Annotated in this window: 19 protein-coding genes and 3 pseudogenes; 10 read left to right on the forward strand and 12 right to left on the reverse strand. The window is 38.0% G+C overall.

What is annotated here, in order from left to right; all coding sequences use genetic code 11:
* Positions 1 to 11: 11 nt before the first annotated feature.
* The 5 genes and pseudogenes from NG743_RS18105 to NG743_RS26955 all read right to left on the reverse strand — a co-directional run.
* Complete coding sequence (locus NG743_RS18105) at positions 12 to 293, reverse strand: hypothetical protein (RefSeq protein WP_257120612.1); 282 nt, start codon at positions 291 to 293, stop codon at positions 12 to 14.
* Between the two features lie 150 nt (positions 294 to 443).
* Complete coding sequence (locus NG743_RS18110; RefSeq protein WP_257120613.1) at positions 444 to 1,277, reverse strand: hypothetical protein; 834 nt, start codon at positions 1,275 to 1,277, stop codon at positions 444 to 446.
* 40 nt (positions 1,278 to 1,317) lie between these two features.
* Positions 1,318 to 2,679 carry a serine/threonine protein kinase gene (locus NG743_RS18115; protein WP_257120614.1) on the reverse strand — a complete coding sequence of 454 codons (1,362 nt, stop codon included), beginning with the start codon at positions 2,677 to 2,679 and terminating at the stop codon, positions 1,318 to 1,320.
* A 719-nt stretch (positions 2,680 to 3,398) separates the two neighbouring features.
* Positions 3,399 to 4,388, reverse strand: a complete 990-nt coding sequence (locus tag NG743_RS18120; RefSeq protein ID WP_027402414.1) for a PRC-barrel domain-containing protein — start codon at positions 4,386 to 4,388, stop codon at positions 3,399 to 3,401.
* 98 nt (positions 4,389 to 4,486) lie between these two features.
* Positions 4,487 to 4,717, reverse strand: a pseudogene (locus NG743_RS26955) (hypothetical protein); the annotation flags it as partial.
* Positions 4,718 to 4,857: 140 nt separating this feature from the next.
* Between NG743_RS26955 and NG743_RS18125 the strand changes: the two are divergent.
* The gene (locus tag NG743_RS18125; protein WP_027402413.1) at positions 4,858 to 5,724 is read left to right on the forward strand and encodes a DUF2382 domain-containing protein; all 867 of its coding nucleotides are present in this window, start codon (positions 4,858 to 4,860) and stop codon (positions 5,722 to 5,724) included.
* 175 nt (positions 5,725 to 5,899) lie between these two features.
* Here NG743_RS18125 and vapC read toward each other — a convergent pair.
* The 3 genes and pseudogenes from vapC to NG743_RS26960 form a co-directional block, all read right to left on the reverse strand.
* Positions 5,900 to 6,310, reverse strand: a pseudogene (gene vapC, locus NG743_RS18130) (type II toxin-antitoxin system tRNA(fMet)-specific endonuclease VapC).
* On the reverse strand, positions 6,310 to 6,531 hold the full coding sequence (locus tag NG743_RS18135) for a hypothetical protein (RefSeq protein WP_027402412.1): 222 nt from the start codon (positions 6,529 to 6,531) through the stop codon (positions 6,310 to 6,312). The pseudogene vapC and the gene NG743_RS18135 overlap by 1 nt, the downstream one beginning before the upstream one ends.
* Positions 6,532 to 6,853: 322 nt before the next feature.
* Positions 6,854 to 6,975: pseudogene (locus tag NG743_RS26960) on the reverse strand (saccharopine dehydrogenase-like oxidoreductase); the annotation flags it as partial.
* A 109-nt stretch (positions 6,976 to 7,084) separates the two neighbouring features.
* Here NG743_RS26960 and NG743_RS18140 point away from each other — a divergent pair.
* The 3 genes from NG743_RS18140 to NG743_RS18150 are packed head-to-tail and all read left to right on the forward strand — an operon-like array spanning position 7,085 to position 7,957.
* Complete coding sequence (locus NG743_RS18140) at positions 7,085 to 7,354, forward strand: hypothetical protein (RefSeq protein ID WP_027402411.1); 270 nt, start codon at positions 7,085 to 7,087, stop codon at positions 7,352 to 7,354.
* Between the two features lie 9 nt (positions 7,355 to 7,363).
* Entirely contained in the window at positions 7,364 to 7,762 is a 399-nt protein-coding gene (locus tag NG743_RS18145; RefSeq protein ID WP_027402410.1) for a type II toxin-antitoxin system VapC family toxin, read from the forward strand.
* A gap of 6 nt (positions 7,763 to 7,768) precedes the next feature.
* Positions 7,769 to 7,957 carry an element excision factor XisI family protein gene (locus NG743_RS18150; RefSeq protein WP_080683860.1) on the forward strand — a complete coding sequence of 63 codons (189 nt, stop codon included), beginning with the start codon at positions 7,769 to 7,771 and terminating at the stop codon, positions 7,955 to 7,957.
* Positions 7,958 to 8,210: 253 nt separating this feature from the next.
* On the opposite strand, the gene NG743_RS18155 is transcribed toward NG743_RS18150, so the two are convergent.
* A complete protein-coding gene (locus NG743_RS18155; RefSeq protein ID WP_027402409.1) occupies positions 8,211 to 8,561 on the reverse strand; it encodes a DUF5615 family PIN-like protein in 351 nt (116 codons plus the stop codon).
* Positions 8,558 to 8,794 carry a DUF433 domain-containing protein gene (locus NG743_RS18160; protein ID WP_015080100.1) on the reverse strand — a complete coding sequence of 79 codons (237 nt, stop codon included), beginning with the start codon at positions 8,792 to 8,794 and terminating at the stop codon, positions 8,558 to 8,560. The genes NG743_RS18155 and NG743_RS18160 overlap by 4 nt, the downstream gene beginning before the upstream one ends.
* A gap of 454 nt (positions 8,795 to 9,248) precedes the next feature.
* Between NG743_RS18160 and NG743_RS18165 the strand changes: the two genes are divergently transcribed.
* Together NG743_RS18165 and NG743_RS18170 are read left to right on the forward strand one after the other, a co-directional pair.
* Positions 9,249 to 9,545: a hypothetical protein gene (locus NG743_RS18165; RefSeq protein ID WP_027402408.1), complete on the forward strand. Its 297-nt coding sequence runs from the start codon at positions 9,249 to 9,251 to the stop codon at positions 9,543 to 9,545.
* Between the two features lie 7 nt (positions 9,546 to 9,552).
* Complete coding sequence (locus NG743_RS18170) at positions 9,553 to 9,957, forward strand: type II toxin-antitoxin system VapC family toxin (protein ID WP_027402407.1); 405 nt, start codon at positions 9,553 to 9,555, stop codon at positions 9,955 to 9,957.
* Between the two features lie 799 nt (positions 9,958 to 10,756).
* Here the strand turns inward: NG743_RS18170 and NG743_RS26715 are convergent.
* Together NG743_RS26715 and NG743_RS18175 are read right to left on the reverse strand one after the other, a co-directional pair.
* Positions 10,757 to 10,939: an Rpn/YhgA-type helix-turn-helix domain-containing protein gene (locus tag NG743_RS26715; protein ID WP_306459801.1), complete on the reverse strand. Its 183-nt coding sequence runs from the start codon at positions 10,937 to 10,939 to the stop codon at positions 10,757 to 10,759.
* Positions 10,908 to 11,639, reverse strand: a complete 732-nt coding sequence (locus NG743_RS18175) for an Rpn family recombination-promoting nuclease/putative transposase (RefSeq protein ID WP_306459802.1) — start codon at positions 11,637 to 11,639, stop codon at positions 10,908 to 10,910. The genes NG743_RS26715 and NG743_RS18175 overlap by 32 nt, the downstream gene beginning before the upstream one ends.
* A gap of 234 nt (positions 11,640 to 11,873) precedes the next feature.
* Between NG743_RS18175 and NG743_RS18180 the strand changes: the two genes are divergently transcribed.
* The 4 genes from NG743_RS18180 (at position 11,874) to NG743_RS18195 (ending at position 12,933) form a co-directional block, all read left to right on the forward strand.
* Positions 11,874 to 12,059: a hypothetical protein gene (locus NG743_RS18180; protein ID WP_257120615.1), complete on the forward strand. Its 186-nt coding sequence runs from the start codon at positions 11,874 to 11,876 to the stop codon at positions 12,057 to 12,059.
* 42 nt (positions 12,060 to 12,101) lie between these two features.
* Entirely contained in the window at positions 12,102 to 12,263 is a 162-nt protein-coding gene (locus NG743_RS18185; protein ID WP_257120616.1) for a hypothetical protein, read from the forward strand.
* Between the two features lie 146 nt (positions 12,264 to 12,409).
* Positions 12,410 to 12,685, forward strand: a complete 276-nt coding sequence (locus NG743_RS18190) for a hypothetical protein (RefSeq protein ID WP_257120617.1) — start codon at positions 12,410 to 12,412, stop codon at positions 12,683 to 12,685.
* A 41-nt stretch (positions 12,686 to 12,726) separates the two neighbouring features.
* Entirely contained in the window at positions 12,727 to 12,933 is a 207-nt protein-coding gene (locus tag NG743_RS18195; RefSeq protein WP_257120618.1) for a hypothetical protein, read from the forward strand.
* Positions 12,934 to 13,079 lie beyond the last annotated feature (146 nt).

Here is a 13,079-nt window from a genome sequence, read left to right on the forward strand (position 1 = left end):
AAAGGAAAGTTCTATAGATCCTTCCATGCTTCGTCTTTCTCTGGATCAAGCCAAATTTTATTTAATGATGATTCACTCATTTCTAAAAATTCTTTAACCAATATTTTATCATCATCTGTATGAACAGATTGTAAATTTTTAACTACTTCTAATGGCAGTCCAGTTAGTTTGACGATAAAATCTAAATCAATACTTTCTCGTAACATATTTACAGCAACTTGGGTTAAGCCTTGCTGTAAACCTTTTTCCCATGCTTCCTGTAATGTTTGCGCTGGAATTGATAGGTTGTTCATATTTTTTATATTTATGTAGTTAGAGGTTGTTTGAAAAGTATCAGATGAAACCCATAATCTCCAAAAACCTAACCCCCCTGCCCCCCTTCCCTACCAGGGAATGGGGTTTTCAAAGCCTCTCCCCGCGTCGGGGAGAGGTTTGGAGAGGGGTCAATTTATACATTCAAAACTTTTCAAACACCCTCTTAGATTTTTTGACTCCGATTCTATTGTACCACAGTCTTTATCACAGACAATTTCAATTCTTTCAATTTCTTGGATGAGGATATCTTTAATTTTATCATAATCAAAATTATCATCCAGTTGAAACTTTGTTTTACATAAAAATAGTAGTTCATCTATTTGGAATTCTCGCTTTGCAAAACATTTCGTTAGCAATCGTAAAATTTGACTATCTTCCTGATCATGAAATATTGTAACCCCACCTTTGTCGTACACATAATCATAACTCAATGCCTTTAGAATCCTAACTTCTTTACAGCACCATGTTGTAATGCGAGAAATCGCTGTTGGAGGAATTACACCAATATAACAACAGTTACCCATTTCTTGAAGGCTATCTTTCAAGTAACCCTGATAGGATTCTAAATTTTCTTTAAAATACTTTGTGCGTTCTTCTAGTGTTTCTCCTATTTTACAAGGCAGGTTTGACCGTGCTAAAAAGTCTTCATCTGGGTAGAGATTATCTTGTTTTAAGGAATCAATATCTATTTCAATTAAAGCTACTTTCGAGCTTAGTGTAGTAAATTCAATTGGTGGTTCTATCAATTGTGAGGAAAACTGTTTACTCAAAGCAGCATAGTATTGATCAAAAGCATAGTATTGTGAATAAGCATTACTTAAATAAACAGAGTCGTTCCTTGACTCATAATCATTTGACTCAGGCATAGACCAATTGCTTTTTTTGGTTTCTCTGGGAGGTAAAACTCCTTGACTCCGAATTCTCTCAACATTTTCAAAACTTGTACCGTGGTAAAGTAACATTAGCCTACTCCTGGAAAAATTATCTCATTATTTTATAATATCAAGATAATCGTGTGAATACTGGGAATATTTGATAAATTAACCAGCCTAAAAATAAGCCTAACCAGGATGTACAAAGTAAAATTAAAAATTTATGCCATTGGCTGAAATATTTTTCTATTTCTTTAATACAAGTAAAGATAAAAAGAATATTCAAAAACCAAAACATAATAAAAGCCACAAGTGCTATCCAACTGTATTTTACACCCCACATCTGAGCGAAAATAAGAGTCTCCATCGGAACTACTACCAAAGTCCACAATATTACCCAAACAAGAGTCCAACGATAATAAACCGTCCAAATCACAGCCCAACAAAAAGACATCCAGGACAATAATAAAAACAAATCTTTACCAGCAGGTGCTAATAGCAATCCCATTATTAAATAATATAAACTCATGACTACTAACCAAAACCAAGGAATATTATTAATTTTTTTATTTTGTTGTTGAGAATTATTAGTACCTACAATAACAGGAAATGTTTTATCAGTCCTAATTGTTTGATGTTGAGTTTTCTGACTAACCTGATAAACCTGATTACTAAAATCAGGCAATAACTTTAACCATTCTCTCATAGACTGCGGACGATATTCCGCTTCTAAATTCATACCTTTAAGTATTGCCCGATTCAAACTATCACTAATACCAACAACATATTTATTAGGAGAAATTAACGGTTTATTATACAATTTTCTATCCAGCGAACTTTCAGGACGTTTACCTGTAACTGCATAATATAAAGAAGCAGCAAGAGTATAAACATCAATCGTTACTTGTCTATTACCTCCCATTTGTTCATAGGGTGCAAAAGCAATATTAGCAGGATGATGAGAAGTAAAATATCCATCTTGGGGCATTATTTCCCCAGCAATACCAAAGTCAATTAAAACAGCTTTGCCATTTTTTTGTACCATAATATTACCAGGGTGTGCATCCCGATGAACTAAACCCTGATGATGAACAAAAATTAAAGCCTCTCCAATTTGTTTTATATATCCTACTGCTTCTAATTCTGGTAATGCTCCCTGTTTTTGGACTAAATTAAATAAACTTTCACCCGGTACAAAGTCCATTACTAAACAATATGTTTTACTATCTTCAAATAATTCTGTTACACGAACAATATTCGGGTGTGGTTGTTGAGAAAGTTGTGCTAATTTGCGTCCTTCTTGAATAAATCTTTTTACATAATTGGGGTATTCAGAATCATTTTTTAGGATTTCATTCGGCGTTTTTATAACTACCCACTGCTTTAAAAGTGTATGTTGTGCTTGATACGTAATTCCAAAACCACCTTCTCCCAGGACTTTTTCAATAACGTATCTTCCACCCTGTAATTTATACCCCTTTTGCCAAACCATAGGTTACAAATGCCTAAAATATAATTATGTTCATTTTTGCACAGCACCAAGCCCTGGCGATTAGAAATCGCGGCTATACAAACAAAGTCCGCCTGCGCGGACTCACGGAAAATCAAGGTTTTCAAACCCGCGCAGGCGGGTTTTGCCTGTGTAGCCGTGACTTTAAAAGTGTATGTTGTGCTTGATACGTAATTCCAAAACCACCTTCTCCCAGGACTTTAAAAGAAATATTTAAAGAGGGAATTATCACAGAAGAAGAATATCTAATCTAAATGCAGGTTTAGCGATTTGCAAATATTGGAAATATTTGATAAACTAACCAGCCTAAAAATATCCCTAATGAAGATGGACTAATCAGAATTAAACATAATTAAGGGCGCAGACCCTGCGCCCCTACAGGATTGGCGATGAAACTTTGTACCTCATAACATCAGGAAGTGCTGTATCATCTCACCGTTCATAATTTGGCTGAGGTATTGAAGCAAATCTCTCGTTTAGTTGGTGTTGCACCAATTAATAAATTCTTTCTCGTTGTGGAAAACTGGCTTTGGGTAAGGATGTGTGTACACGGTAGCCGATGCTTTGGGGGGAAACCGGAAAAATTAGTTCCCTCCCCAAAGCATCGGGGAGGGTTAAGGTGGGGTAATTTGAGGAATAATGGTGATTCGATAACTTGTGTGTACACCGTAGCTACTTATAGTAGAGGGGGTTTACAAAACTTAATATCCGCCTTCTTCTTCGTATTCCACTTGTCGTTCCTTAACCTTTTTGGGAATATTTACAGGCTTTGGTGCATCATCCCAGGCATCACCGTCTAGATCATCATCATAGTCATCATACTGGTCAGCGTAGGTCTTTTTGGCAGGTTTGGCTTCCGCTCTTGGGGCTTCCTGATAACTATCTCTTACCGTTGCATCACTCCAGTTATCTTCTTCGTCTTCTTCATACTGAATTGACTCGTAGGAACGGGCTTTCATCACCTGACGCTGGGGTCTTTCTTCTTCTACATAGTCTTCCGTCCATTCCTCTTCTTGGGCTATGGGTTCAGGAATGCGGACTTTGGGACGAGGTGGTTGGAGAGGAACACCACTAGGTAATTGATTACTGGGTGCAACTGTCCGAGGGGCGCTATAGCCAAATTCTTCTTCTGCATCTCTTTCCCAAGGGGCTTTACCGATTCCCAGCCGTTCTAAAACGCCCACAGTTAACTGGTTTACTCTTTCTTCAGCACCTTCAAACACAATTAACCGACTAGGTCCGGTGCTGACTACTTCATCAATGGATAGTTCATAGGTACTCAAAAACTGGTCGGGGATTTGGGGTAATCCCAAGGAGGCAATGACGATAGAGTATATTTTACCCGTTTCGCCATTAAATTTAAAGCCTCTTACTTTGCCTAAAACTTCACCTGTTTCGGTGATTACTTCCCAGTTCATCAGGTTACTGAGAATCTCCACTTCTACATCTTCGATGACATCCTCGTTATCAACTAAGATGACATCACCGATTTGGTTGATGGTGTTGAGATACATATTGCGAGGCAAACTAGAAATAGAGATCAGGCTGTCTCGCAAACTTAGTGCCACAACCTCTCTTTGATCAACATCAACCCAAATTTGACTCACGATACCTAACCGCTTACCGTTGTCGCGGGTGATTACCTGAGTGTTTAATATATCTGAACGTCTAACTATTTGTTCTGAAGTCATTCTATAGGTCTTCCTGTTCGCGTAGCGTGCCGTAGGCAATCTCGAATCTGGTTTATGTATATGTCTATTTTTAACAGAAATTTGTCAGTTGTCAGTTGTCAGTTGTCATTGGTAAACTTTTTTCCTGTTCCCTGTTCCCTGTTACCTAACTTAATACTCAAAACTTGAGTATCCGCGCCTCTGGCTTGAGTTACGCCAATTGTGCGTTGGGCTGATTGATTCTATCATCGGACGGCGCAAACTCACAATTATAAAGCTTGTTCCGCCTGTTGTCTGATCATTCTAGCTAATCATTCCCTGTTTGGCCCATTTAAAAACATATCAACTTCGTAATTGTAGCTGGATATCCTGATAATACATTTCCACCAGAACAGCAAGATTTATTGATATTAATATCCTTCTTTAGAAAGAAGAAGTAAAAAATTTTATTTTTAAAATTATAAGTATAGCTGTTTGGAGCTAAATGAATATGGCTTTATACAAAATTGAAGACTTTACTCCTGACTCTAACTATGATAGTCCAGGGTTGGATGACAGTGAAGTTGAAAAGATTAAGCATTTTGATGTCTATTCAGACATAGATGATGATAAAGTTGGCACTATTAAATACATATTAGTAGATGATTCAGGGCGTTTGCGTTATTTAGTTGTGGACACAGGGTTTTGGTTTTTTGGTAGACAAGTATTGTTACCAATTGGACGTTCCCGAATTGACTATGATAAACGTCGGGTGTACGCGAATAAGCTGACAAAGCAGCAGGTAGAAAATTTACCAGATTTTAAAGATCTGCAAGAAATTGATTACGACTATGAGGAACGGGTGCGGGGTGTTTATCGTCCAGCAATAGCACAAGAACCTTTAGAGTCATCAACACCGCTAGAGTCACCGATAGCTGTAGATTCTCCACTAGTTTCTCATGAGCGCACAATAGTTACTCCTGCTGTTCCTGTTGAACGGAATACATATAGGTATGAGGAAGAACCAAATCTTTACAATGTGAATGAGCAGGATCACCAAAACCTGAAACTATATGAAGAACGTTTAGTAGCTAATAAATCTCGTGTGAAGACAGGAGAAGTAACTATTAGTAAGCAACTATATACTGAGATGGTAACAGTTTCTGTACCTGTTCAGAAAGAACGCATAGTCATTGAACACGCCAGTGCAGAGACGGGTATTAAAACTGTATCACTAACTGAAGCTGATTTAGGTGAAGGAGGAGTAAAAATCAAGAAAATAGTTGAACAGGATACAGTTGAAGCGGAAGATACTATTCGTCGTGAAGAATTAGACGTGACTCGGAATGATCAACGAGTAACTGAGAGAAGAAACTAATTAATTAACCGAAAGTTGGCTGATTTTACAATGACTCAATTATCGCACTTACTAACGCAAGGCGATCGCGTAAGCGCTGACTTGTCAGTTCGCTGATTAAACTTAAAATCAATTGGCGATTCCTACGGAGTGCTTCGCTATCGCACTGATAGCTGTAATGCTTACAGTTAAAAGATTACAAAATATCTATTTCCCAGTCTTCCAATTGTAGTTGGGGAATGCGTGAAAATTCTTTAGTATTATGGGTAACTAAGATCAAATTATTCGCTAAAGCAATAGCAGCAATTTGTAAATCGTAAGCTCCAATAGGTGTTCCATTAGCAGCAAGTTAGGCGCGAATCTCTCCGAAAATTCTAGCAGACTGGTCATCAAATGGCAAAGACACAAATTGACTCAAAAATCCTTGCTGTAACGTCAGATTACGCTCTGGGTTAGCACTACGAATTGATCCGTAAAATAATTCACCCTTCACAACTGAACAAACAGCAATTTCTGAAAGTGGGATATTATCCAGCTTTTGTTTTAAATGAAAGTTTTTGCCCTTGAGATAAATAATACAGGCATTAGTGTCTAGCAGATAAATCATCAAAATAGCTCTCTTTCTGCTTGTTCTGGCTGTGGATGTCTGATAAATGTTTCATCTTGAATACAACCATAAAAATCACTCAATTTTGTTGTTGTTTTTGTTGGTAATGCTGATTCATAAACAAGAATAATATCTAATTCCGTTCCTTCTGTTGTTTCGGGTAATTGAATTTGTAAAAGTCCATTTTTACCAATTAGCGATCGCACTCTCATACTTTGCATAACTATTTACCTCTTTTGAATATCTGTTCTTTAAGTTCTTGTAACAACATAGATAGCTCCTATGCTGGAATGGTTGTCTAATGTTGTCTATTCAGTATATTATAAACGATCTTGCTTTATAAGTCTAATTTGAGCGATTCCTAGGTCGCGCTAGTTCCCTCCGGGACGCAATGCGTTCGCTATCGCACCTTATCAATCCACCTACAAGCGATTCCTAGGTCGCGCTAGTTCCCTCCGGGACGCAATGCGTTCGCTATCGCACTTTATCAATCCAACCTACAAGCGATTCCTGCGGAGCGCTTCGCTATCACACTTGGTCAATCCAACCTATGAGCGATCGCACTGCTACGAGGATCATTTCGCGTTTGCTGGATAGGAGTTTTGCGGATGCTTGGCCAAGTCTACCAAAACCTAAGACTCGATGCAGAGGGGTTGTTTGTTCATTGTGTTTTTTCTCTGTCTGGTTAATGGTTAATTATGCGTTATTTTTCTGAGTTCTCATGGAGAAAAAAGCTATAATTACTAGAACGTTATTTAAGGTAGCTTAAAAATCGTGAGTAAAGTATTAACCTTGGAACTGAATGATGACGTTTATAAAGTTTTGCAACAACAAGCTACAGCAGTGGGAGTTTCAGTAGCCGAATTAGTTGCAACTTCTCTAAATCGTCAATATAGCTTGTTAGTTAGTCCTCAATCTGATAGTGAGGAAGCACGTCAGCGTTTGCTTGGCTATGCTGGTGTAATTAGTCTCGGTTACGCTACAGGTATAGATAATGAAGGCATTGATGCTGATCTGGCTAAGGCTTATGATAATAATTTATAGGGTATAATTGTGTTACTTGATACATCAGGGTTGCTCTGTTTTCTTCATCAAGATGAAGCTCAACACAAAACAGCAGTTGAATTAATTTCTAATTATAACGGTCGTTTTATCACACATAACTATGTTCTCGCTGAGTTGATAGCTTTGTCATTAGTTCGACGTTTTCCTCGTTCAACGGTGTTAATGTATTCGTTGGAATTAATGGAAAATCCAAATGTAGAGATGGTTTGGGTTGATGAAATTTTACATCGGGAAGCAATGGATTTATTGTTAGTTCGACAAGATAAAACATATTCTTTGTGTGATGCTATCAGTTTTGTGTTGATGCGGAAGAAAGGAATTAGGGAAGCGTTGACTACTGATAAACATTTTGAGCAAGAAGGATTTACTCGTTTATTGCAATCTTAAACTTAAATGGATTCTTTAACTAATCAATATCGTCAGATTATTAAAAATGTTATTCAAGAATATGCTGATTTTTTTGATAATGATGAACAGGTGAAGGTGGAAGTGGTGTTAGATGAAAAAAATGATCATTATTTATTAGTAGAAACTGGTTGGGAAAATCGCACTTTATCAATCCAAACTACAAACGATTCCTAGGTCGCGCTAGTTCCCTCCGGGACGCAATGCGTTCGCTATCGCACTTTATCAATCCAACCTACAAACGATTCCTAGGTCGCGCTAGTTCCCTCCGGGACGCAATGCGAACGCTATCGCACTTGCTCAATCCAAACTACAAGCGATTCCTAGGTCGCGCTAGTTCCCTCCGGGACGCAATGCGAACGCTATCGCACCTTATCAATCTAACCTACAAGCGATCGCTGATTACACTTCCCCAACAGGCGAACTCGCACTAATGAATAATCAAACTATCTCTAGTCATTTCTAAAAAATCATAGGTCAAAAACAATTCGATTATTTGAGTGATATTTTGTAGAAAAAGTTGTTCAATTTGTTTGTTACTAATATTACCTGTGGTTATTAGTAGTAATTTGTAAGGCTCTTGTTTGATTAAAAAAGAATCTAAAAAATCTTTATCTTTGGTAATAACAATTCTCTGTTCCAGGATTGATAGTTTGTTGATTTCCGAATCTGGAGTTGCATTTTTTAAAGGAAGATTTTTGGTATGTATAACATCATAACCTAAGTTATCTAATAAATTGGCAATTCGCATTGGTAATTGAGCATCAATCAAGAATTTCATGAAACTAATTGGAGAATACTTTTAACTTGAGTAAGTCGAGTAGCAAAGCTGAGAACTGCTAAAATGTCTTCGTATTCTAAATCATCATAATCTTCTAAAATATCATCAATATTCATGCCTGAACTCAAAAGTTCTAAGATCATTTCCACCGGATAGCGCAATCCACGAATACAGGGTTTACCATGACAAATATCATGGTTAATTGTTATTCTATTTAATAGAAGGTTATTCATGATATTAGATGTTATGTTGGCACTAAATTAATTGTACTTGATTTTTCGAGTTCTATGACAATAGAAAAAAGCGAACTGAAAGTCACCGTTGCGCGACTCTTACAGAGCGCTTCGCTATCGCACTTTATCAATCCAACCTACCGGCGATTCCTAGGTCGCGCTAGTTCCCTCCGGGACGCAATGCGTTCGCTATCGCACTTTAGTCAATCGAACCTACGAGCGATTCCTAGGTCGCGCTAGTTCCCTCCGGGACGCAATGCGTTCGCTATCGCACTTTATCAGTTTAAACTGTGAGCGATTCCTAGGTCGCGCTTCGCTATCGCTTGACATTCAAAACAGTCGCTACAAACTTTTGGGGACTCATTGGTGATTTAAAAGTGTTAGTATAAATAATTCCCAAAAGTTCACAAACTTGATATAATGGACATAAAGACTATTTAGTGAGGTAATAATTATGTTATCAACTGATATGAAACAAGAATCAATAATTAAGAGAATTGAGAATGTTGTTGCTATTTTAATGGAAGAACGTCCTTTATTTAAAGAGGATCTAAATTATACGAAAATGGTTCAAGATTTAGTAAAAGTATTTAAAGAAAACTTTTCTTTAGAAGAATTTAGTCAGATATCAGAAGAAAGTCTTAAAAAGCGTTGTAGTGGTATCATGGCTCTACACCTTTTGGCTAAAATAGGAGAGGATTTTACTCCTGAACAAATGGCAATTTTTGATGATGCAGTTAAAAGAAAATAGAAAATTTATGAATTATTTATTAGATACTAATATTGTTTCTTTAGCACTCAAACAAAATTCCCAAATTCTTCACAAGATTACAATTAGTGAGTCTAAGGAAGAAAAGATTTTTATTAGTTGTATCACCTATTTTGAAATTAGGCGAGGTTTTTTAGCGGTTGATGCACCAAAACAAAGAGCAAGATTTGAGGAATTTTGTCAAGAATATCCGATTATTTTCTTAGATGATTTAGCAATTTTAGAAAAAGCTGCTCAAATTCATGCTAATTTGAGATTAAGGGGTGTACCAATTCAAACTGAAGATGTTTTAATCGCTGCTACTGCTATTCTTAAAGATTTAATTGTGGTTTCTAATGATAGTGATTTGGACAGAGTTGAGGGTTTAAGTTTAGAGAATTGGGTAGAATTATGATGATTAAATTATTTTTTGGCTGATGTATTTAAAACTGTAGGTTTGGTTAAGCTGTTATTGGGTTTTTCGCATTTGGTCAGGGTGTAAGTGGCGAACTCGCACTTTATCAATCTAACCTGTGAGCGATTCCTAGGTCGCGCTTCGCTATCGCAATTTATCAATTCAACCTACAAGCGATTCCTAGGTCGCGCTTCGCTATCGCAATTTATCAATTCAACCTACAAGCGATTCCTGCGGAGCGCTTCGCTATCGCAGTTTATCAATTTAACCTACAAGCGATTCCTGCGGAGTGCTTCGCTATCGCACTTTATCAATCTAACCTACAAGCGATTCCTGCGGAGCGCTTCGCTATCGCACTTTATCAATCTAACCTACAAGCGATTCCTGCGGAGCGCTTCGCTATCGCACTTTATCAATCTAACCTACAAGCGATTCCTGCGGAGCGCTTCGCTATCGCACTTGGTCAATCTAACCTACAAGCAATCGCACTTTATCAATCTAACCTACAAGCGATTCCTGCGGAGCGCTTCGCTATCGCACTTTATCAATCTAACCTACAAGCGATTCCTAGGTCGCGCTTCGCTATCGCACTTGGTCAATCTAACCTACAAGCAATCGCATTTTATCAATCTAACCTATGAGCGATTCCTAGGTCGCGCTTCGCTATCGCACTTAGTCAATCCAACCTATGAGCGATTCCTGCGGAGCGCTTCGCTATCGCACTTTATCAATCGAACCTATGAGCGATTCCTGCGGAGCGCTTCGCTATCGCACTTCCTAACACCACCTACGAGCAAGTTTAGTTTTTTGCAGACTCATTCAGTTGCTGCTGAATCTGTTGAACTTCCTCGATCGATAAACCTGTGGAAGATACAATAAGATTGAGTGCCACGCCACCGCGTAGAAGATTAAGCGCGATCGCCCGCTTCTCCTCTTTCCGAGCATCTCTTTCAATCGAACGATAAACAGTGGATTCCTGCATGATGTCTCTCCGTAGTATGCGATAAACGATAAACGATCTCATCTTCTAATTTTAGCCCAGCCAAAATCCCTGATGCTGCCATCAGGTTTGCTTTTGTTGTAGGGTCTACAATCTGATCCACCCTTTTAGCTACTTGGCGCAACGTTTCCTCGGCATTCACACTTTCACCCAAAACCGCAAAGGGAATCAGCCCAGGATATTGCAGGAAAAGTGATGCAGGTTGTTCCCACAATCGGATGACATCAAACTCATGGCGCGTCCGCTCCATCATAAAGCTCGTTTGATAAGCCAACTCCGATCTAGTCTGCTTTAAGTAAATTACGACCTGTCGCATTGGTTTAGTCGGATCTTTTCGGTACATTCGCACACGGTAATCCAAAATGCGAAATGGAATATTATTTTTAGGGAGCGTTTGAAACTCGATATGTAAAACGGATTCGTTAGATTCCAGCAAAATCAAGGCATCGGCTCGAATCGGGTCAAGGGAGAGTTCCGAGGGTTGGATTTGTGTCAGGGTGACAGGTTCACCCAAAAGCCAACTGGCAAAGTCAGCAGAAAAATTTTCGGCAAGAAATCGGCAGGTATCGTCATACATGAAAAAATTATACGATAATATCCGCTTACTCAATTCAAAGTCGGATAGAATTTTTCCCTTGGTTTTATCCAGAATTTTTCTGTATAACGGTACAATTGAACGCACTTTATCAATCTAACCTACTAGCGATTCCTGCGGAGCGCTTCGCTATCGCACTTTATCAATCCAACCTACAAGCAATCGCACTTTATCAATCTAACCTACAAGCGGTCGCACTTTATAAATCTAACCCACGAGCGATTCCTGCGGAGCGCTTCGCTATCGCACTTTTATCAATCCAACCTACAAGCGATTCCTGCGGAGCGCTTCGCTATCGCACTTTATCAATTTAACCTACAAGTGATTCCTGCGGAGCGCTTCGCTATCGCAGTTTATCAATTTAACCTACAAGTGATTCCTGCGGGGCGCTTCGCTATCGCAGTTTATCAATTTAACCTACGAGCGATCGCACTTTCGTCAATAAATAGCGATCGCAATGTCAGTTCCAACGAAGTATTAGGTTGTATTTGGCTCTGGCACTTGTAAGTCACGACATATCTTTCTAGCAAGTAAGTTGTTGATCTCACGGTGGAATTACTCATTCAATCAAGTTCTATTGTTTCACCTCCCATTTCCGATGTAGAAAGCAAACAACGTTTTCTCAATCTTCTAATTTCACGAATGCAGCAAAATCCGATTCCATTAAATGCACCTCGTTTCACACGGGAGATGCTGCATGAACGCCGTTGATACTAATATCTTAATTTATGTCAATGATCCTCGTGATCCTATCAGACAAAAAATATTATCAAATTTCTTTACAAGATTGTTTTTTGGATGTACTCTATATTAAAATCGTACTATAACTTTCTTTTTACAAAATGGAGAACATAACTATGTTAGCTAATCATATCTCTCCACCAGAAATCAAAATTCTTAAAGAAGGAGAAGAAGTAATAAATTTATGGCCTATAGATTCAGGCTATCATGTTGTTATCAAGAATCAAAAAGGAGAAGTTTTCGTAATTTCCATAAGTCTAGATGAGAACAAAATGCCCAGAATTAACCAAACTCCTAACTTAGTAATTACTCACATAGATGAGACAAATGTCATGGAAGTTAGTACGGTTCAAGAAACTCCACAAGGAAAAGTAAAAGTAAGTACCTTTTAGAAAAATTGTCAGGTATTTCATATTCAGTAAAAGTATTAATAATGACTAAAAAGTCGGAGAGAAATCGGGCAATTACTGTCAGAATTGATATGTTGACGGAAACGGAACAAGAAGAGATTTCTAGTGGAATAAAAAAACTAAAAAAACAAATTGCTCCAGAGGCAAGAGGAACTATAGTTGAAGGAGATATGAAATCTCTTCCCGCACAGGAATTGAAATTTCTTGATTCGAGTGATAATGATGAATAACACCAGATTTAAGTAGTGAGACAGAATTAATTACACAATGTCATTGTCAATGGAACGAAGTGAAATGAAGCAATTGCAGGGGTTGTGATTGCTTCCCTTCGCTCGCAATGACTGTAAATATTTTTGTCCAATTACTTATGAGTTAA

Source organism: Dolichospermum heterosporum TAC447 (assembly GCF_024584745.1).
Taxonomy (GTDB): Bacteria; Cyanobacteriota; Cyanobacteriia; order Cyanobacteriales; family Nostocaceae; genus Dolichospermum; species Dolichospermum heterosporum.

Coding starts and splice junctions, on each gene's coding strand:
- NG743_RS18155 (WP_027402409.1), bottom strand. CDS start 8,561: ATGAAATTCTTGATTGATGCTCAATTACCAATGCGAATTGCCAATTTA.
- NG743_RS18195 (WP_257120618.1), top strand. CDS start 12,727: ATGACTAAAAAGTCGGAGAGAAATCGGGCAATTACTGTCAGAATTGAT.
- NG743_RS18135 (WP_027402412.1), bottom strand. CDS start 6,531: ATGCAAAGTATGAGAGTGCGATCGCTAATTGGTAAAAATGGACTTTTA.
- NG743_RS26715 (WP_306459801.1), bottom strand. CDS start 10,939: ATGCAGGAATCCACTGTTTATCGTTCGATTGAAAGAGATGCTCGGAAA.
- NG743_RS18190 (WP_257120617.1), top strand. CDS start 12,410: ATGTTAGCTAATCATATCTCTCCACCAGAAATCAAAATTCTTAAAGAA.
- NG743_RS18125 (WP_027402413.1), top strand. CDS start 4,858: ATGGCTTTATACAAAATTGAAGACTTTACTCCTGACTCTAACTATGAT.
- NG743_RS18170 (WP_027402407.1), top strand. CDS start 9,553: ATGAATTATTTATTAGATACTAATATTGTTTCTTTAGCACTCAAACAA.
- NG743_RS18160 (WP_015080100.1), bottom strand. CDS start 8,794: ATGAATAACCTTCTATTAAATAGAATAACAATTAACCATGATATTTGT.
- NG743_RS18165 (WP_027402408.1), top strand. CDS start 9,249: ATGTTATCAACTGATATGAAACAAGAATCAATAATTAAGAGAATTGAG.
- NG743_RS18120 (WP_027402414.1), bottom strand. CDS start 4,388: ATGACTTCAGAACAAATAGTTAGACGTTCAGATATATTAAACACTCAG.
- NG743_RS18105 (WP_257120612.1), bottom strand. CDS start 293: ATGAACAACCTATCAATTCCAGCGCAAACATTACAGGAAGCATGGGAA.
- NG743_RS18150 (WP_080683860.1), top strand. CDS start 7,769: ATGGATTCTTTAACTAATCAATATCGTCAGATTATTAAAAATGTTATT.
- NG743_RS18115 (WP_257120614.1), bottom strand. CDS start 2,679: ATGGTTTGGCAAAAGGGGTATAAATTACAGGGTGGAAGATACGTTATT.
- NG743_RS18110 (WP_257120613.1), bottom strand. CDS start 1,277: ATGTTACTTTACCACGGTACAAGTTTTGAAAATGTTGAGAGAATTCGG.